Origin of the sequence: Ruegeria sp. HKCCD7559, from assembly GCF_013110575.1 — a bacterium.
GTDB lineage: Bacteria > Pseudomonadota > Alphaproteobacteria > Rhodobacterales > Rhodobacteraceae > Ruegeria.
Window position 1 is genome coordinate 179,517 of record NZ_WVQU01000005.1, and the last position, 19,510, is coordinate 199,026.

Below are 19,510 nucleotides of genomic sequence, written 5' to 3' on the forward strand. Positions count from 1 at the left end.
TGGCGCGCTTATATGACGCCGGCACCTAATGGTCCAGAGGTTCTGCCCGCTGCGGCGAATGGCGCAGTTTCGCCCACCGGTTCAGCCACGCAAGACCGGCCAGCGCAAGGCCCAGCGCCAACAGCGAAAACACCCGGATCAGGCCGCCCAGACCGGCGATGTCGATCAGGAAGACCTTGGCCACCGCCAGCCCGATCACCGCCAGCCCGGCCTTGCGCATCAGGTCGGATCGGCGGGCAAGAGATTGATAGAACAAAGCGGCCCCGATCAGCAGCAGCACCAAAGTGTAGGTATACAGTTCCGGCTGGGTGACGCCGTTGCCTTCATACATACCCGCCGCGCCCTGCCAGACGTGACGGATGGTCAAACCCAACCAAACTGCCGCCAACGTCCCTGCAACGGCAAAGCTTGCTTGCATGATCGGTTTCGGCATTTCCCGGATCCTCCAGACCGATCCACCGATGGCCAATGCGGGCAACAGATAAGCAACGGCCAGCGTATTCAAAACCGGCGGCCCAAGCACCGGATCCGCATTCGGATCAAACAAGGGGTTCTGGTCCGCCAATGCCTGCAACAGATAGAAAAGGCCATGCCCCGCAAAGAACAGAGCAAGCAGGTATCGCAGATAGTTCAGTTTGCCACCCAGCCCGAACCTCTGCACCTGCGCGAACGCAAGCAAAAGCCAGATGACGGCCAGCAGACCCAGGCCCCAATGGCTGTTGTCAGCGCCGCCCTCGCCGAAGCCTTCAAGCCAACGCAGCAGCAGCAATGAAAGCAGGATACCCGCTGTCGCCCAGGCCGCGCTTTCCAGCAGCAGCGCCGCCAGTGGGCGCTTCAACGGACGCAAAAGCCTCCAGCCCACGACAAATCCCAATGTGGCCGCGCCATAGACCAACGCCATCTCAGGCACCGGAGCGGAATTGGCCCAGTCCAGCCCGGGATCAAGCACCAAACGCACCGTGACGGTAAAGACACCGGCCCAGATGAACCAGCTCATCGGCGGCAGGATGAACCTGCGGTCCAACGCGGCCGCAACCACAACGCTGGCGACCAATGCAACCGTCAGCGCCGCCGAGCTGAGCACGATGACGCAGGCAAAGACCAGACACGACAGCATGGACAGGGTGGCCAGTGCCGCCCGCATCCGGTCATCGCCGTCAACGCGGGCAAAGCGTTCAGCCAGAACCACCATCAACACAGCCAGCGCAATCGCATGGAGCGCCCAGGGATAAGCCCCGATCACCAAAGCCGGATGCCAGCCTGTTTCCAGCGCGATGGCCAGCACGGGTGCAAAAAGCGCGGCCCCTCCGGCCCAGACGGCGCGATACTGGCTTGCCTTGAATGACCGCCACGCCATCAGAGCCGACATCAAACCTCCCAAAGCGGCCAGCACAGTGACCACCATCGGATAGTCGGCCTCGGGCGTTTCCGCGTAAGTGCCCGCAAACCTGTCCAGAACCGCGCCATTCTCAAGCCCGTGAGAGGCGACAAAGACCACCAAACCGGCCGCAGGCAGGACGGTCAGGTCCCGAAGGGCCGGTGCATCCTTGGCCCATAGGAGCAGCGCCAGAACAAGGGCAGACAACAGGCTGACGCCCAACCAGAATTCGGGCTCCGTATCCGCCCAATGCCAGGCCAGGATCACCGTACTTGCCGCGACGGCCCCGGCGGCCAGTCGAGTTGGGAATTCCGGCCAGGGGCGGGCCTTTGGGCGGCGGATCATCTCAGTCAGCATGGGGCCCGCGTGATTTGGCCAAATGCGCCGCACCGGAATGGCGGTCGCCAAAAGCGCCAGCACCGTTGCCGCGATCAGGTATCCCGATTCCGTACTCGGCGCGCCCATCACCAGAAGCAGGTTCGCCGCATAGGCACCGAACAGCGTCAGGACCGAGATCCATGCCCAGCGCCGTACCGTGTCGATACCCAACCCCAAGACTGCGACCAGCAGGAAATACGCGTAAAGCCACGACGGATCATCGGACGCGCCTCCGACCAGGAAAGGCGCCGCGAAGGCACCGATCAGACCGACCGCAGCCAGCAGCGGACCGTGGAACCACCCCAGAACGAGGCCCACCAGCGCAACAACGACCATCCCTGCCAGTGCCGTTTCGGCACCGATCAGGTTGTACAGCTGGCGCGCGGACAGGATCGCCCCGAACAAAGTGACAAGCCCGGCACCGGAAAAGACCGAGGGCAGATAGGCGGTTGCCACCGCTTCGTCATCACCGAACTTGCGGCGCAGGACTTCTCCTCCGAGGATCAGAACCGTGCCGAAACCCAGGGCTGCGACAACACGGGCCGCCGGCGGCAGCAAACCGTTTTCGACGCCGTATTGCACAAGGAAAATACCGGCCAGTGCCAGAGACAGGGCCGAAACCACATAAAACCAGTTCTCGCGCAGCCACGCGCCCAAAGCCGCAAACCTGTCATGGCGAAACACGACAGCCGGAGAAGAAACCTCTGCATCCTGAGCGTCGGCACTGTTGCCTTCCTGCCGTTTTGGAGCCGACCAGGGTGCCGGCCTGCGCGGCTTCTCTTCAGCAGCAGGTTGCGGTGCAGGCGTTTCCTGTTCCGGTTGCGGCAGGACCGTCGCATCGCCTGAGGCCAAGGCGTCGATTTGCGCTTCCAGCTGCTCTACCCGGCGACGCAAACGGGAATGCCCGACCAAAAGAGCGATCAATGTCACAGGGATGGCCAGAACAATCAGGCCAACAAGAACAAGCAGCGATTCCAACCGAGTCTCCGATCCTTTTGGAGGTCAGGCTATCTTGAGCCGTCCGAAAGTGACAGTCAGGAAAGCTGTGAACCGATCTAAAGCACCGAAATCGCCGGGCGCGCGATCGTCGGCCTGAAAAGGTCCGGGGTCTGCGGTAAGGCCCACTGCAACAACCGTCATCCCAGCGCCGCAAATTTCATGGGTGGAACAGGGACCCGACGAGATACGCGATCAGCGCGGCCAGCCCGCCGATCAAAAGCGTCTCGATCCCCGACCGCCACCAGGGGGCCAGTGACCACCGGCTTTTGAGCGCGCCAATCGCAAAGAAGACAGCCATGGTCATCCAGGCCGAGATCGCAAACGCGTTCGGCACGGACACCAGAAACGGCAGCAATGGGATCATCCCCGCCACCAGAAACGCAAAGAAGGTGGCCAATGCGGCTTTCATCGGATGCGGGTCGACACTGCCCAGACCATATTCACCTTCGATCATCAGGTTGATCCAGTTTTCGGTGCTCGAGGTGATCTCTGCCGTGGCCTCGATCAGAATGTCGCCAGACAGCCCTTTTTGCGCAAGGATCTCTCGCACTTCTTCGCGCTCACCATCCGGGTACAACGCAATGTGGCGTTCCTCGACCGCGCGGATGCGGCGAATGTTGTCCAGCTCGGCCTTGGTGCCTGAATAATTGCCCGCAGCCATCGAAAACCCGTCAGCCAGAACATTCGCCAGGCCAAGCGCCACGATAACGAAAGGGGAAAGACCTGCCCCTGCAACGCCTGCCACAATGGCAAATGTGGTGACGGACCCGTCGATGCCGCCATAGACGACATCGCGCAACACGCCGCGTCCGGGCGGTGCGTTGATCCGTTCGGCGATTTCCTGCGGGCTGTGACCGTGATCCGTCATGGCTGGCTCCTTTGACACATTCAGTGTGCCGAAGCGCAGGCCGGGGCGCCTTGCTTTGGATCAACCCTTGGAAAACAGGCCCTGCAAGGCGCGTTTGATGATGCCCCGCGTCGAAGGTTTGTGCCTGTCCGAGAAGGGCAACGGGCGGCACACCTCCATCGCGGCCACACCCACACGAGCGCTGAGTGCCCCGTTGACCAGACCCTCGCCGAACCGGCGTGACAGTTTGCTCAGAACGGAACCGCCCAGGACAGGCTCCAGCAGATCATCGCCGACTGCAACCGCCCCTGTCGCCACCAGATGCACAAATACACTGCGGGTCAGACGCCAGCCGCCCAGCGTACCCGCGCGCCCGCCATAGATTTCGGCAACCCGGCGGATCATCCGCAATGACGCGGCCAGCGCGGTTATCACATCCGCAAGCGCCAGCGGCACCAATGCGGTCACGGTTGCAACTTGCCGGGCCGCGGCCTCGACCTCGCGGCTGGCGGCTTCGTCCAGAGGCGCCAACAGCTCAACTTCGGCAAGTTCCAGCAGAGCTGACGCATCGAACTGATCTGCCATCCGCTCGGCCAATCGTTCGCGGCCCCAGCGTGTGTCTTCCCGGCCCTTGTAGAATGCGATGATACGATTGGTGACTGCGCGGGCCTGAGCCAGATCGTCCTCTGCCAACGCGGTATCTGCGGCCCGGCGCAGGCCATCCACACGGGACAATCGCCCCAATGCGGCCAGTTCACGGATTGCGATCATAAGCGCCACAAGAACCAGCGCGGCGATCAACCCGGTTACGATCCACCCCAAAACAGGCGTTCGCGCCACCAGCGAAGTTGCAAAATCCCACGCGGCCACCGATACGGCCGCCCCGACCACTGCCAGGGCCAGCCCCCAGAACCAGCGCGCCAGAGCCGATGGCTTGCGCGCCGCCAGCCGTGCCGCGCCTTGCATCGCCTGCCCTTGTGGTTGCGCGATGTCCGGCACCGGCGGGGCCTTGGCGACATCGGCAGGGGGCTCATCCGCTTCAAGATCGATCAAAACCGGGCCTTTAGCCATTGATCACATCCTCGCTGCGCCAGACAAACCGTATGTCCGGCAGGTTTTCGTCGTTGTCCGCCCCATCGCTGCGGGCCACCTCGGCAAAGCCGTTACGTTCATAAAACCGGCAGGCTCGGGCATTGTTCTGAAACGCGTACAAGCTCAGCTCTGAGCGGGCCGATTTGGCGTGATCCAGCAATTGCCGACCAATCCCGCGGCCCCGAACCGAAGCATCCAGATAAAGCGAATGGATTTCACGACCGTCGAGCGCCAAAAAACCAACAACGCCGGCCTCGGTTTCGGCCACGGTCACCCATTCCAGATCAATCATTCGACCACAGAAAGCAATTGTCTCGGCGCAGCTGTGCAATTCAGGCATCCAGTCGTTTTCCAAGACGAAACCGTGCAGGATCGACCCGATGGTGCCCGCATCCGTCGGGCGCGCGCGGCGCAGAATTGTCGTCACAACCGATCTCCGATCAAGAACTGTGCCGCCCTGTCCAGCCGGATATGCGGCGGGCCATCACCAGGTTTTAGCGACAGCTTTGCCGGGGCAAAGGCCATGAAGCCGTAATCTTCGCCCAACCACGCATCAGCCCCGTTTCGGGCCGGACCCAACAGATGCGCTGGATCCTCGGGCAATTCTCCCGGGTAGAAGGCGGCCTGTTTGCCGTTCTCCAACAGGGTACCCCGAACGCATGGCAAGTCTGTCCCGTCGTGGTGGCGCAGTTCTTCGGTCGTAGCACGCAGCGAAGCCAGAGACAGGGCCTCGGTCCGGGCTCCGGCGAAATTCGCCCGATCACGCGCCTCGCGCGTCAACGCCTCGATAATCGCGGTCAGGCGGGGATGCTGCATGTGGTGCAGGTGGTCCGCTTTTGTCGCCGCAAAAAGGATGCGTTCAACCCTTTTGCCCAGCAGCAATTGGCTGAGCCACGCGTTTCGGCCGGGGCGAAAGGCCGACAGGATATCGGCCATGGCGCGGCGCATATCCTCGACCGCCTGTGGACCTTTGTGAATAGCGCCCAGCGCATCGACGAGAACCACCTGCCGGTCGATGCGCGAGAAATGATCGCGAAAAAACGGTTTCACGACCTGGGCTTTATAGGCTTCGTATCGCCGTTCCATCTCGCGTTGAAGCGTTCTGCGCCGCGGCGGGCCAGACACCACCAACGGCGCAAAGGTCAGAACCGGAGATCCGGCCAGATCCCCCGGCAGCAGGAACCGTCCGGGGGTACAGTCGTAATACCCCGCTTCACGCGCCTGATTGAGATAGGTTGTGAACGACGATGCCAGCGCCTGCGCGGTCGGCTCGTCATGTGCGCCGGACGGGTCTGCGGCATTGACCTGCCCCAGATACTCGGCTGCCTCCGAGCGGGCCTCGATACGTTCCAGTGTTTCCCGAGACCAGTCTGCATAAGACTTGTCCAGCAGGGCCAGATCCAGAAGCCATTCGCCGGGGTAATCGACGATATCCAGATGGACGGTGCGCGGTCCCTGCAAGCCAGCAAGCAAGCCGGCTGGGCGGGCTTTGAAGGACAGGCGCAGCTCTGACACCGCGCGTGTGCTGTCCGGCCAGTGCGGTGACGGACCCGTCAGGGCGGACAGGTGCGCTTCATAATCGAACCGGGGCACGGTGTCATCCGGTTGGGGTTGCAGATAGGCGGCATTGATCCGACCTTCCTGCTGCGCAACCAACCCGGTCATGCGCCCCCGATCCAGCAGGTTCGCCACCAACGAGGTGATGAAAACCGTCTTGCCCGATCGCGCCAACCCGGTGACACCCAGGCGGATGACAGGCTCAAAAAACGTCTCGGATACGCTGTCGCCGATGGTTTCGACGCCGCGCACAAGACTGTCTGCCAGAGATGAGATGACCAATCTGTCGCCCCGCAATTATCGTTTCACCCAAGATAGGTAGAGGGTACCGCACATACCAGCGCTTTCGCCCCCTTGCCCGTTCCCGCGCCGCGCTGTACCAGCGGCACATGCCCAGATACGCGTTGAAAGTCGAATACCAGGGGGAACCGTTTGCCGGATGGCAGCGGCAGAAGGATCAGCCGTCCGTGCAGGGCGCAATCGAACAGGCCCTGTCCCGTATCCAGCCGGGTGCGCATACGATTGCTGCCGCAGGGCGTACCGACGCCGGGGTTCATGCATTGGGTCAGGTCGCCCATTGCGACATGGCCAAGGAGTGGGACCCGTTCCGCCTGTCCGAAGCGCTAAACTATCACCTCAAACCGCAGCCGGTGGCGATCGTGGACGCCGCACGCGTGACCGACGATTGGCACGCGCGGTTTTCGGCGGTCGAACGGCAATACCTGTTCCGCATCCTGATGCGACGCGCGCCTGCAACCCATGACAAAGGGCAGGTTTGGCAGATCAATCATCCGCTGGATGTCGAGGCCATGCAGGAAGCGGCGAACATGCTGCTGGGTCGCCATGATTTCACGACCTTCAGGTCGTCGATTTGCCAGGCGGCCAGCCCGGTCAAAACTCTGGATGAGTTGCGGGTTGAACAGGTTCAGGGATTTTCCGGCCCCGAGGTCCATTTCCACGTTAGGGCACGGTCATTCCTGCACAATCAGGTGCGCAGTTTCGTCGGAACCCTGGAACGTGTGGGCGCCGGCGCGTGGACCCCGGAAGATGTTCACGAGGCGTTGGAAGCCGCCGACCGTGCGGCCTGCGGGCCAGTGTGCCCGCCGCAAGGGTTGTATCTGGCGCGGGTTGGTTACCCGGAACCGGTATTCGACTGACCTAAATCGCACGCAGCAGCAATCCACTTGCGATCACGGCAATGATCAGCCCGGCGACCAGTTCGATGGTTGGGGCCAACACCGATGCGAACCGTGTGGCTGAGGCTGAGGCCAGCAGACCTCCGCGAAGGCCAAAGGACGTCCATCCCACCAATGTCGTCACCAGCGCCGTGCCCAATGCCATGGCAAAAGCCCCGGCGATGCCGACCATCGCGATGCCCATCTGCCACGTCAGAATCAGCACGAACAAAGCCCCTGTGCATGGTCGTGCCGCGATGCCCGCAATCAGGATAAGGGCCTCGCGCAGTGAACCCACATTTGCAATTTCCTGCGCCGTGGGGCCATGGCGGTGACCGCAATCTGAACAGACCTCTCCTTCGTGGTGGTGATGATGCGTGTGATCGTTTTCACGATGATGGTGATCATGGGATGACGCGGTTTTCCGTCTCCTTGCGAAACTGCGCAAGGACCGGACCACCAGCCAAAGACCGATAAGGGCAATTGCACCGTAGCTGATCGGAGCCATGACCTGTTCCGTCGTTCCAACAAGGCTTTCACGGGACATTTGGAACACCAACACCCCGGCATAGACCAAGACGACGGCCGTCACCGCCTGCCCGAGGCTGGACAATACGCTGATCGCCGACAACCGCCAGAAGGCGACACGCCGACCCAAACCGTAACCCCCGATCAGGACCTTTCCGTGGCCGGGGCCGATGGCGTGAAAGAACCCGTAGGCGAAACAGACCGTCAACAGCGTTGCCACCGCCTCGGGTTGCTCGGCACGCGCGGCACGCAAGGACCGGGCGATCTGGTTCTGGAATTCTCGTTGCTCCCCCGCAGCCCAGGCCGCAAGGCTGTCAAAGCCTCCGCTGCCCCAAAACCAGAGCAGCAGTGCAATCGCCAGGCCGACAGGCAGGATCAGGTAGCGGGACATGAAACGCGGATCTCGGTGGCAAAACGTTCACCGACCAGAGGGATGTCATTTTCCTCGAGGTCATAGTCGGCGTCCAGGGTCAGCAGAAAGGCCTGCATCTGGGCCAGTTCGCCGTCGATATCCGGGTCAAACCGGTCAATCTGGCACGCGGCGGGGCCCGTCACGGTCACGGGTCGCGTCACCTCGTACGCGGTATAAAACGTCTCATCAAACGCTTTCGCAGACAGCGCCGTGGCCGCGACGGAACCGGCCTCCACCGCCCTGAGATGCGTGGTGACAACGCGCCCGTCTTCAACTGTCGCCTGCGCCTCCATCGGGCCCGACAGCGCGACGGGGGTTCCGTCTGTGGTAACGACAAGATCGCCGTTATATCCTTCCACCCACTGCGTATCGAACCCGGTCAGGAACCGTTCTTCGCTTTCCGTCAGAACGCCGTCAGCATCCTGATCCAGCTTCATGTCTTCCAGAACCAACAACGAGTAGAATTCGTCATACGCCCAGGTCACGCGAACATGGGTCAGTTGACCAGCGTCATCCACGATGAACTCCAGCCCGGTATCAATGAAGACATGGGGGTGGGCGTTGGCCTCCATCGGCAAACAAAGGATCATAGTGGTTATAAGATAACGCATAGGTGCAAGATAGGTCTCCGTCCGCGTGGCGGCAACGACATTTTCACTCCCGATGCGAAATCCGGCCCACCATCAGGTCGGCGGAAACAGAACCAGTGTTTGCAGCGCAGTACCCACTGGACCTTGCGTATCAAAGAGCACGGACTGAGACATGCCGATGCCGGAAGGCTGCCAATGCGAAATCGATTTTGAGGCCAGCCAATCCGAAACCGGTTCACGGTGGATATGCACGGTCAGGTCCGTATTCATGAACCCCATTTCAGTGGTCGGCGCATTCCATGAGATACCGTTTCCACAATCGGCCAACGGGCACAGGGCCTGTATGGGCGATTGATCCTCGCCCTGCAAAAGCTGCGGAGTACGCATCCAAATCGTTTTGGGCCCGGCCCCCTGTTTTCCCCCTGCGGGATAGCGAATATCGCTGTAATGGGCAAAGCCTGGCAGATCGTGGCGAATTTCACCTATCGGAAAAGGGCCATCGACAACGTCCTCTATTTTCGGCGCATCCATCTCGACATTCGGCACCTGCCCCAGATCGCGCCGCAACAGGTGCATGGTTGTTGCCGTGGCGCACAACGTATCGTCGAGATCGTGCACCGTGACCCGCGTGGTCCCAAGCGTCTTTGTGTGGCGCGTGGTCTCTGCCGCAACGCGAAGCCCGGCCAGCGGGAGCGGCCTCAGCAAATCGACAGTCAGTCGGGTCAGCATCTTCTCGGGGCCGATTTCGGTTTCCGCGGCCCGTACGATCAAGCCGCTGACCGGCCCCGCGTGGCAATGTGCGGCAGACCAAGGCCCGCGCGCGGCATCGTTACCAACAAACGCCCCGTCCTCGCGCTGATGAAAATAAGTCGTGTTGGTAAAGTCGAGCGCTTCCGCCATGTGATCCTCAGGTTTGTTCTTGCGCAAATCGTTTCCGTTTGTCTGAACCCAGGCGTTCAAACACTTTCCCCATTCCGACTTTGGCGGCGAAAATGTAGGACACGCCGGCCTTGCGATCAGTTTCGCCATTACCGCCAGGGACACATGCGTCATCCATCCGAGTGACCTCGACCCCGGTCATATCAGCAACGTCTTGCAGATGATCATGAATTTGCACGGCCAGGCTGATTGTCATGTTTTCGGAAATGTCCCTCTGAAGCACCGGGTCCGGGCTATACTTTCGCCGCAAGGATGGCTTAACTGCCCGGGCCCTGTCCACCGCAGTGACGGGACGTCACCACATCTAACATATGCAGGAGCCGCACATGGCGTTGTTGATCGAAACCGGGCTATCCAACTGGATAAGTGATGACGAAATTGCCCGCAGTTTACAGGCCGTGTTACCGGATGCGGATATCCGCACCGCCGAAACGCTGGGCAATCCTGATGACATAACCATGCTGGCCGTGGTTGACATGCAACGTGACCACCCGACGCGATTGCCGAACCTGAAACTGGTACAAAAGCTGGGCGCAGGGGTCGAGACCATTGTCAGCCATCCCGGTCTGCCCGGTCACGTTCGCATCACCCGCCTGAAGCCTGACGCACCGGCACAGGGCATTGCCGAGTGGTTTCTGGCCTATATCCTGCGCGCTCAGCGACACATGGCGTTTCACGAAGCGGCTCAAACCCGCGCCGAGTGGTCCCCGCGAGCACCGGTTTTTACACCGGACACCGTGGTCGGTGTTCTGGGTCTTGGCCACATCGGCGCCCGCACCGCGCGGATGCTGCACGCCGTGGGCTTTCAAGTCATGGGCTGGAGCCGTACGCCCAAAGCCATTGAAGGCGTAACTTGCATGCATGGGCAGGACGCGTTGCCCGCGCTTCTTGGCCAATGTGACCACGTTTGCGCCATCCTGCCCTCGACCCCTCAGACCGCTGGCCTGTTTGATGCCCGGATGCTGGCGGCGATGAAACCCGGCAGTCAGCTGCTGAACGCCGGGCGCGGAAATCTGATTGATGAGGGCGCACTTATCGCGGCACTGGACGCAGGGGTTCCGGGGCATGCCGTTTTGGACGTCACCTCGCAGGAACCTTTGCCACAAGACAGCCCGCTATGGCGCCACCCCGGTGTGACGATCACACCACATGTTTCAGGCTGGCATCTGGGCGACGCCTTGTCGGATGTGGCTGAAAACTTCCGGCGCCTCAGCTCCGGCGCGGCCTTGCTGCATGAAGTCAATCGTGATCAGGGTTACTGAAATCTGAGCTGATGATCAGGGCGTAAGGATCCAATTGCCGTTGCCGTCGTTGCACCGGCGGGTTCGGATTTCCCTGCTCTGATCACCGCCGTCCGGCTGAATCACATGCTGAAGACCAACGCAGTTTCCCTGTACCGATCGTACCCGGATTGTCCCTTTGGAACCCGTGTCGTCATTCTTCCATGACCGTTCCTGGCCCACGGAAGGCGTACCGCTGGTCAAAAGCGCGTTCGAGGCTGCGTTGACCACTTCGAAATCTGCCGGAGACAACCCCATCTCGGCTATGATTCGCGAAAGGGGCTTGGCCTCGACCACAGTGCTCATCAAAAAAATGCCGCATGCGGCGATAGCGGTAAAACTTGGGGCATTCATGGCGGCCTCGCAGAGCTGAAATCATTTGTGGTCAAGGTTATACCCCTAACCCGGCAGGGCCAAGCCCCCGACACGTACCTTCGAAACATACCAAAAAAGCTGTCTGCGTGGCCCCTGTTCGCAAGCCCGCAATACAGGCGATCCGGGGTGGGTCAGGCATTGGCGGCACAGGGGCTGCAACCGGCATTTGCCATTGCCCACAGCTCGTCGGTAACACCTGCCCGACGGGGTGGCGTCGCAAATTTCTGACCTTGGGGCTTCACAGGCGGGCCGGAATTTGCTGAAATCCAAGTAAATTCTGATTTTGAGCACTGGAGATTGTTCCATGAAACTACGCCCTGCCCTGCTGGCCGTCGCAGCACTCGCTTCATCCGCGGCCCTTTTTGCATCCCCCATCTCGGCCAAGGAAGAAACCAAATCCGTGTTCGTCATGAGCCGCACCTGGGCGGTGACACAGGTTTCCGATGCGCCGGTTGTCTATCGCGCCACGCGTGACAACAACAACCTCAACCCATTCGGTCCGCCACCGCGCCTGCGCACCGTTCAGGCCATTGCCGCGATTCAGCAGGCAACCGGGTGCAAGCCGATCGTGGCCAGCATGTATCAGAACATCTCGGGCCAGTTTTTCTCGCAGGTCAGCTGCAACTGACACAGCGTCAGATCAGGCATTGAGGTCGCCGGACCGGCCTGCCATAGCTTGCGCATGAAACTCGCAATAAACGGATTCGGCCGTATTGGCCGTACGATCCTGCGGCAGGTTCTGGCCCTGCCGGCAGGGTCAGATATCGAGCTGGTGCTGATCAATGACATCGCGCCGCTGGACACCTGTGCATACCTGTTCAAATACGACAGCACGTTTGGCCCCTATTCCGGCGATGTGTCCACAGGGAACGCCGCGCTGATCGTGGATGGTCACTCAATTCCCATGACACACAGCGCTGATCTGACCCGCGTTGATCTGTCGGGCGTTGACGTCATGCTGGATTGTACGGGTATCGCCCGCAGTTCGGACGTTGCGCGTCGCGGTTTGTCTGCGGGCGCAGGCAAAGTGCTGATCTCAGGCCCCTCCCCTGCTGCTGATGTCACCGTCGTTCTGGGTGCGAACGAAGACCAGTTGGGCAGCGCCCGGATTGTGTCAAACGCATCCTGCACCACAAATGGGCTGGTGCCACTGGTCAAGGTCATCGACGAGATCGGCGGTATCGTGTCGGGGCACATGACCACCATCCACTGCTATACCAACAGCCAACCGATGGTGGATGCGCCGCGCGGCGACCTTGCCCGTTCCCGGGCGGGGGCGCTGTCGATGGTTCCGACCACATCGAGCGCGATGCACCTGATCGATGTCGTCCTTCCGCATCTGGCCGGGCGTATCTCGGGCGCGGCTGTCCGCGTTCCGACGGCAAGTGTGTCAGCCGTGGACCTCGTGGTCACATTGCAGCGCGGCATGAGCGCCGAAACCTTCGATCAAGCCCTGAAACAATCCGTTGCTGCATCCCCGGTGCTTGGCTGGACTGATTTGCCGCTGGTCTCGTCCGACTTGCGGTCCCGCCCTGAATCGCTGGTTGTTGCCGGGCCCGAGACCCGTATGGTGGGTGAAAATCAGGTCAGGGTCTTTGGCTGGTACGACAACGAATGGGGCTTCTCGGCGCGAATGCTGGACGTGGCCCGCCTGATGGCAGCCGAATAGCCGGGCGGCAACCTCAACACAATTTGGCCGAAAAAATTCTCGTCTCATGTATAATTCCTTTCCCCATCCGCTTTCAGATGCTCTAACCTGAATTCAAAGGGCCGTGCACGACACGGACAAGAGAACTGGAATTGGGACAGTTGGGGCAATTCATGCAAAGGAGCAAGCGGCAATGCCGCCTGGGGCGCTGGCTGATGGCCACAGTTGTGACTTTGGCCCCAACCACGCTGGCGGCGCTGGAAACGTCTCTCACCGCCCCTGGTGCATCGAAAGAACTGGTTGAACGTCTCAAGCAGACATCCTCAGTAACCACGGCTGAAGAACGCGGCCTCGACACCCCGCTTGAAATCCTCTCGGCGGCCTTGTCGGATTACCGTACGATCGTGCAAATCCTTTACGACGAGGGCTATTTCAGCCCGGTCGTCAGCATCAAGCTTGATGGACAGGAAGCGGCCGAGCTGAGCTCTCTCACGGTGCCTGCACAAATAAACCGTGCTGCGATTGCCGTTGAAACCGGGCCAAGCTTCAAATTCGGCACCGCCACTGTTCAGCCCCTGGCCCCTGAAACCAAACTCCCCGAGGATTTTGCCCCCGGGAAACTGGCGACGACCGGTGCCATTCAACAGGCCTCCTCGGCCGGTGTTCAGGGATGGAGGGACGCGGGTCACGCAAAAGCCGGAATTGCGGGTCAGACAATCATCGCGCGCCACGCCCAAGCTCGTCTGGATGCCCAGATCGACCTTGATCCCGGGCGCAGGCTGACATTTGGCAAGATGTTCATCAAGGGCAATTCAGATGTACGCCACAGATCCATCGAAAAGATCGCCGGGTTCCCAAGTGGAGAGGTCTATTCCCCTGAGAAAATCCAGAAGGTGGGAACACGGTTGCGCCGGACCGGCACGTTCAACGTGGTCTCGTTGCAGGAACGAGAGGTTCCAAACCCCGATGGCACACTGGATTTCGACGCCACGTTCGAAGACCTGCCCAAACGTCGGTTGACCTTTGGTGTCGAACTGGCCTCTCGTGATGGTGTGGATGTGACCGCGACGTGGACCCATCGCAACATGTTCAGGCGCGCAGAACGTCTGCGCTTCGAAGCGGCGGTCCGAAATATTGGCGGTGCAGAGGATATTGATGGCCGGATCGGATTGCGTCTGGATCAACCCGACCGGCTTGGCCCTGATGACAACACCTTCTGGAGCGCCCTGCTGGAACGCCGCAACACGGAAAACTACAATGTGACGGTGGCGTCGCTGGCCTATGGTGCGCGCCGAACGTTCTCGGACAATCTTTACGCCGAGGCATCGGCCGGATTTCAGTGGTCGGATGCAGATGACGCATATGGCAGCGGGCGCAAGTTCAGGTATTTCATCGTGCCGTTCCGATCCGAATGGGATGAGCGTGACAGCAAAGTCAGCGCCACGCGCGGTTTCTATCTGGATTCCCAGATCATGCCTTTTGTCGGCTTTTCCGGCAGCGACACTGGAATTCGTCTGTTTTTCGATGGCCGCGCCTATACCAGCCTTGGCACCGGAGGAAGGATTGTACTGGCGGGGCGGGCGCAATTGGGATCCGTGATTGGCCCACCCGCAGACGGTGTCACACCTGATTTTCTGTTCTTTTCCGGTGGCGCGGGAACCGTGCGCGGGCAGCCGTATGAAAGCCTCGGCATTCCGGTCGGGACCGGCGTCGCAGGCGGCAAGTCATTTATTGGCTTGTCCGGTGAGATCCGAGGCAAGGTTACCGACAGCCTGTCGCTGGTCGGGTTTTATGACTACGGTGTCGTCGATACGTCTTCCTTTGTCGGCAGCGGCGCGGAAGACCACTCGGGCGCCGGTATCGGCGTAAGATATGATCTGGGCGGGTTTGGCCCCCTGCGTCTTGATCTGGCCTATCCTGTCAGCGGCCCCACCGGGGACGGGCTACAGTTCTACATCGGGATCGGACAGGCATTTTGAGACGGTACCTTTCATACCCTCTGCTGATCGCCGCGCTGGCAATCGTGCCTGTCGCCGGACATCCGCAGGAGGACGAAGGCGGCAGCATGATCGAGCGGTTCCTGCAGGATACACTGTCGGGCGACGATCAGAACGTCACCGTCAAAGGCCTGCAAGGTGCGCTGAGTTCACGTGCCACGATTGCCGAGATCACGGTTGCCGATGACGAAGGGGTCTGGCTGACCATAAAGGATGCCGAACTTGACTGGAACCGGCTGGCTTTGATCCGTGGGCGGTTTTCGGTCAATGCCTTGACTGCACAAGAGATCGACGTCGCCCGCGCGCCGGGCACCACCACCAAAGATACGCCGCCGCCAACCGCAGAGGCAAAAGGTTTCCAACTGCCTGAACTGCCCGTTGCCATCGAAATCGGTGAAATTCGTGTCGACGAGCTGGCTTTGGGCGAGCCTCTGATCGGAGTAGCCGCAGAACTGGCGGTCAATGGCAACCTGTCACTTGCCGACGGGACGCTGGACACCGATCTGGATATCACCCGGCTGGACCGGGCGGGCGATGAAATCAAGCTGGCAGCGGGCTTCCAGAATTCAACCAGCCAGATCGATCTTGACCTTCAGGTGACAGAGGCAGCGGGCGGCCTGATCTCGGCCGCTCTGAAAATTCCGGACAGTCCACCGATTGGGTTGACCGCGAAAGGGTCCGGACCGGTGACCGACTTCACCGCAGATATCGGCCTCAGCAGCGATGGTCAGCCTCGGGTGACAGGGCAGGTTCGGTTACGCTCGGCCCCGACTGCCGCGGCCAGCGCAGAAGAGGGCATTGCGTTTACTGCCGATCTCGGTGGTGATTTGACACCTTTTGTCGCCGAAGAAATGGATACGTTTTTCGGTGCCAAAACACAGCTCTATGTGGATGGGCGAACCCAACCTGAGGGTGCGCTGGAAATTGACGAGCTTGAGATCTCGTCACAAGCACTGAACCTGAAAGGCCAGCTACAATTGGCGGCAGGTGGGCGATTGCAACTCGCGGCCCTGCAAGGACGCATAACGCCACCGGAGGGTGAAAGGGTAACTCTTCCAGCCTCGGGCGGTGACACGTCCGTTGGAGCAGCACAGATTTCGGCGCTGTACGACGAAAAAAACGGCAATCATTGGGACTTGAGTCTGACAGCAGATGCCGTGCAGGCCGAGCAGGTTGATTTGGAGCGCGCGCAAATTACTGCTCACGGGACCCTGGAACAGGGCGCAGCGCTAAAAATCAATGGCAACCTGCAGGCCGCGTTGGACGGTATTAGTCTGGCGGACGAGGCCCTGAATGCAGCAATAGGCGACCTCGTCACTCTGGATGGCACTTTCGAATATGGCAGTGACCAATCCCTGAACCTGACAGGTCTCGAACTGGTCGGTTCGGATTACGAATTGGGCGTCGACGCATTGGTCAGCGGCCTGTCCTCCGGTTTGGCCGTCGACGGCACCGCCACTTTGAAAGCCACGGATCTGTCCCGGTTTTCGGAACTGGCGCAACTGGAGTTGGGAGGCGAGGTCTCGGCCAAGGTGACCGGTCGGGGCTCGCCACTGGAAGGCAGTTTCGACGGCAAGCTGGAGGTCGAAGGAACCGACCTCTCGACCGGGCGTGATGACATCGATCCGGTGATCAAGGGCAACACAGCAATAACGCTCGACGCCAAGCGTGGCGCAGATGGCATAACCATCCAAGATTTCACCCTGATCGGTGATACCTTGCGCGCCCAGGCCGACGGCACCGTAACGACCCCTGATGGCAACGTGACGATCGATGGTCATGCGACGGTCAATTCCCGGGACCTGTCCGTGTTTTCGGGCCTTGCCAAACGCGAGCTTGGGGGTGCAGTGCAAGCGAAACTGAACGGAAAAGGAACTGTTCAGACGCTGAAGTTTGACGGCACGGCCAGCGTATCGGGCCGGGATATCAAAACCGGTCTGGCCGAGATCGACCCGCTGTTGGTCGGTCGCAACGAGATCACGTTCGACGGTGCGCTGAGCCAGGAACAGATTGTGATCCGCGACGCATCGGTGAACGGTTCAGCGCTGACCGTCAAGGCCTCTGCCACCATAGACGACCCAAGGAAAGCCCTTGCCATTGACGGGCAGGTCAATCTGAACATCCCGGACCTGTCACCGTTTTCAAGCCTTGCAAAACGCGATCTGGCAGGGGCGATCCGTGCGGATATTGTCGGCAAGGGCGCAGTCGGCAGCAAAGCGTTCGACGTAAAAGGCAATCTGGCGGCGGACGACATCAAAACCGGGATCGACGCCGTTGACGACCTGATCCAGGGTCGAACGAACCTGACCGTGGACGCGATGAACGACGATGAAGGCCTGGATATCCGTACGTTCCAACTGATAGGAACGGCCCTTTCGGCGAATGCATCGGGCAAGCTGAACCGAGACGCCGGCGGTTTGGACTTTTCCGCCAAACTGGATGACCTTGCCCGTCTGTCGCAAACCTTGTCCGGCCCGCTGAACCTGAGCGGGAACGTCGCTCCGACCGGCTCTGGGTTGGAAGGCACTGCCCGCCTGGACGGGCCCGACAGCTCTTACGCCAGCCTTCAAGGAACGGTCGGCCAGAATGGCTCGGCTGATGTGGATTTTGACGCCAAACTGAACCGGATCGAGCGGTTCGTTCCCGAATTTCCTGGCACTGTGGCAGCAAAGGGAACGGCCAAACGCGATAACGGTGTCTGGACGATTGACGCCAAGGCGCAAGGGCCTGCCGACATAGACACCACGTTGGCTGGCACCTTTGATGAAACCAGCGGTCAGGCGGATCTGAAGGCACAGGGCGGCATCAACCTTGGGATCGCGAATGTCTTCATCACACCCAACAAGATCGACGGGTCGGCGCGCTTCGATCTGGCACTCAAGGGTGCTCCGGCGCTGGCGTCGCTGAGCGGTTCAGTCACCACTTCGGGCACATCCCTTGCCATTCCGGGTGCTGGTCAGACCATTACCGGGATCAGTGGTCAGGTGGATCTGGCGCAAAGTCGCGCAAACATTACACTGAATGGCGGAGTTCGGGCGGGAGGCAACTTTACCGTCAACGGGCCTGTTGACCTGACCCCTCCGTTCAACGCCCAGATTACCACCACCCTGAACAACCTGGTGCTGACAGACCGGTTGCTGTATGAAACCACCCTGAACGGTCAGATTGCCATGACCGGGGCGTTGGCCGGAAACAGTTCGCTTGCCGGTCAGATCACGTTTGACGAAACCAACATCAACCTTGCCGCCGCGTCCGGCGCGGTAGGCGCGGCACCTATCCCGGACATCCAGCACATCAACGAAAGTCGCGCCGGTTTCATCACGCGAGAGCGGGCCGGATTGGTCGTGACCGAAGGATCGGAGAAAAGCGCATCCCGTATTGCGCTGGATATCAGCCTGCTTGCACCCAAGGCGGTTTTCGTCAGAGGACGCGGGGTGAACGCAGAACTGGGGGGTCGAATTTTCATCGGCGGCACTACCGCCTCTGTTGTTCCGTCCGGTCAGATCGAACTGATCCGAGGGAATTTCGACATTCTGGGCCGCAGATTGGCACTGACCAAGGGGATCGTCACGTTGCAGGGCGACCTGACCCCGTATATCGAGTTCGAGTCTTCAGCCAGCACGTCTGACGGCACCGCGACGATCGAAATTGCCGGCCCGCTGGATTCACCTGAGGTCAATGTGTTTTCCGACCCTGAACGTCCGGCTGAAGAAGCGCTGGCAATGTTGCTGTTCGGGAACCGGTTTTCAGAAATCTCGCCTTTCCTGATCGCGCAAATGGCAGCATCACTGGCGCAGCTTAGCGGTGCGGGTGGTGATGCAACCAAAGGTCTCCGCGACTCCACCGGAGTCGACACGGTCGACATAGGAGCTTCGGAAAGCGGCGCGGGCCGTTTGGGCGCGGGCGCGTACCTGGGTGAAAACCTCTATACGGATTTCACCGTGAACACCGAAGGTGACACCGAAGTGAACCTAAACCTCGATGTCACGGACAATTTCACGGTGCGCGGTACGGTCGATGGCCGAGGGGAAACCGGCCTGGGTCTGTTCTTCGAGCGTGACTATTGACCAGCTGCCAACAAAAGCCGCGTTGAGCCATCCGTTTGTTTCGCACCAGCAGGTGACGGGTGTTCACATTGCCTTATGGACGCCTGGTTCCGATTTCGTTGGTGGTCGCGATGCCATCGCCAGTGCGGAAATTTCCGTGGTGCCGAGACCAAATGAAAACGCGACGAATTGCCGGGGCAAGTCAGATGAGGCAATCGTTTGAACGACGGCGCGGCAAAGAAAAAAGCGGCCCCTTCCAGAGGCCGCCC

The 19,510-nt window shown here is 60.5% G+C and carries 16 protein-coding genes; 6 read left to right on the forward strand and 10 right to left on the reverse strand.

What is annotated here, in order from left to right; translation table 11 throughout:
* Positions 1-25 precede the first annotated feature (25 nt).
* From GS605_RS14805 to GS605_RS14825, 5 genes are all read right to left on the reverse strand, one after another.
* Positions 26-2,734, reverse strand: coding sequence for a DUF2339 domain-containing protein (locus GS605_RS14805; protein WP_171724448.1), 2,709 nt, complete (start codon positions 2,732-2,734; stop codon positions 26-28).
* A 178-nt stretch (positions 2,735-2,912) separates the two neighbouring features.
* On the reverse strand, positions 2,913-3,623 hold the full coding sequence (locus GS605_RS14810; protein ID WP_171636806.1) for a VIT1/CCC1 transporter family protein: 711 nt from the start codon (positions 3,621-3,623) through the stop codon (positions 2,913-2,915).
* A 60-nt stretch (positions 3,624-3,683) separates the two neighbouring features.
* A complete protein-coding gene (locus GS605_RS14815; RefSeq protein WP_171724449.1) occupies positions 3,684-4,673 on the reverse strand; it encodes a YcjF family protein in 990 nt (329 codons plus the stop codon).
* On the reverse strand, positions 4,666-5,121 hold the full coding sequence (locus GS605_RS14820) for a GNAT family N-acetyltransferase (protein WP_171724450.1): 456 nt from the start codon (positions 5,119-5,121) through the stop codon (positions 4,666-4,668). The genes GS605_RS14815 and GS605_RS14820 overlap by 8 nt, the downstream gene beginning before the upstream one ends.
* A complete protein-coding gene (locus GS605_RS14825; protein WP_171724451.1) occupies positions 5,118-6,533 on the reverse strand; it encodes a YcjX family protein in 1,416 nt (471 codons plus the stop codon). The genes GS605_RS14820 and GS605_RS14825 overlap by 4 nt, the downstream gene beginning before the upstream one ends.
* Before the next feature lie 107 nt (positions 6,534-6,640).
* Between GS605_RS14825 and truA the strand changes: the two genes are divergently transcribed.
* Positions 6,641-7,408, forward strand: coding sequence for a tRNA pseudouridine(38-40) synthase TruA (gene truA, locus GS605_RS14830; RefSeq protein ID WP_171724452.1), 768 nt, complete (start codon positions 6,641-6,643; stop codon positions 7,406-7,408).
* Between the two features lies 1 nt (position 7,409).
* On the opposite strand, the gene GS605_RS14835 is transcribed toward truA, so the two are convergent.
* From GS605_RS14835 to GS605_RS14850, 4 genes are all read right to left on the reverse strand, one after another.
* Entirely contained in the window at positions 7,410-8,345 is a 936-nt protein-coding gene (locus GS605_RS14835) for a nickel/cobalt transporter (RefSeq protein ID WP_171724453.1), read from the reverse strand.
* Complete coding sequence (locus GS605_RS14840; RefSeq protein WP_171724454.1) at positions 8,330-8,977, reverse strand: DUF1007 family protein; 648 nt, start codon at positions 8,975-8,977, stop codon at positions 8,330-8,332. Before GS605_RS14840 ends, GS605_RS14835 begins: the two co-directional genes overlap by 16 nt.
* Positions 8,978-9,049: 72 nt before the next feature.
* A complete protein-coding gene (locus tag GS605_RS14845) occupies positions 9,050-9,856 on the reverse strand; it encodes a thioesterase family protein (RefSeq protein ID WP_171724455.1) in 807 nt (268 codons plus the stop codon).
* 7 nt (positions 9,857-9,863) lie between these two features.
* Complete coding sequence (locus tag GS605_RS14850; protein WP_171636793.1) at positions 9,864-10,091, reverse strand: hypothetical protein; 228 nt, start codon at positions 10,089-10,091, stop codon at positions 9,864-9,866.
* 130 nt (positions 10,092-10,221) lie between these two features.
* Here GS605_RS14850 and GS605_RS14855 point away from each other — a divergent pair, with 130 nt between their 5' ends.
* Positions 10,222-11,157: a glyoxylate/hydroxypyruvate reductase A gene (locus GS605_RS14855; protein ID WP_171636791.1), complete on the forward strand. Its 936-nt coding sequence runs from the start codon at positions 10,222-10,224 to the stop codon at positions 11,155-11,157.
* 15 nt (positions 11,158-11,172) lie between these two features.
* Here the strand turns inward: GS605_RS14855 and GS605_RS14860 are convergent, their stop codons facing one another.
* Positions 11,173-11,481, reverse strand: coding sequence for a hypothetical protein (locus tag GS605_RS14860; protein ID WP_171724456.1), 309 nt, complete (start codon positions 11,479-11,481; stop codon positions 11,173-11,175).
* Positions 11,482-11,854: 373 nt separating this feature from the next.
* Between GS605_RS14860 and GS605_RS14865 the strand changes: the two genes are divergently transcribed.
* From GS605_RS14865 to GS605_RS14880, 4 genes are all read left to right on the forward strand, one after another.
* The gene (locus GS605_RS14865; RefSeq protein ID WP_170344942.1) at positions 11,855-12,178 is read left to right on the forward strand and encodes a hypothetical protein; all 324 of its coding nucleotides are present in this window, start codon (positions 11,855-11,857) and stop codon (positions 12,176-12,178) included.
* Positions 12,179-12,232: 54 nt separating this feature from the next.
* The gene (locus tag GS605_RS14870) at positions 12,233-13,219 is read left to right on the forward strand and encodes a type I glyceraldehyde-3-phosphate dehydrogenase (protein ID WP_171724457.1); all 987 of its coding nucleotides are present in this window, start codon (positions 12,233-12,235) and stop codon (positions 13,217-13,219) included.
* Positions 13,220-13,371: 152 nt separating this feature from the next.
* The gene (locus tag GS605_RS14875; protein ID WP_171724458.1) at positions 13,372-15,177 is read left to right on the forward strand and encodes an autotransporter assembly complex family protein; all 1,806 of its coding nucleotides are present in this window, start codon (positions 13,372-13,374) and stop codon (positions 15,175-15,177) included.
* Complete coding sequence (locus tag GS605_RS14880) at positions 15,174-19,262, forward strand: translocation/assembly module TamB domain-containing protein (protein ID WP_253283313.1); 4,089 nt, start codon at positions 15,174-15,176, stop codon at positions 19,260-19,262. The genes GS605_RS14875 and GS605_RS14880 overlap by 4 nt, the downstream gene beginning before the upstream one ends.
* Positions 19,263-19,510 lie beyond the last annotated feature (248 nt).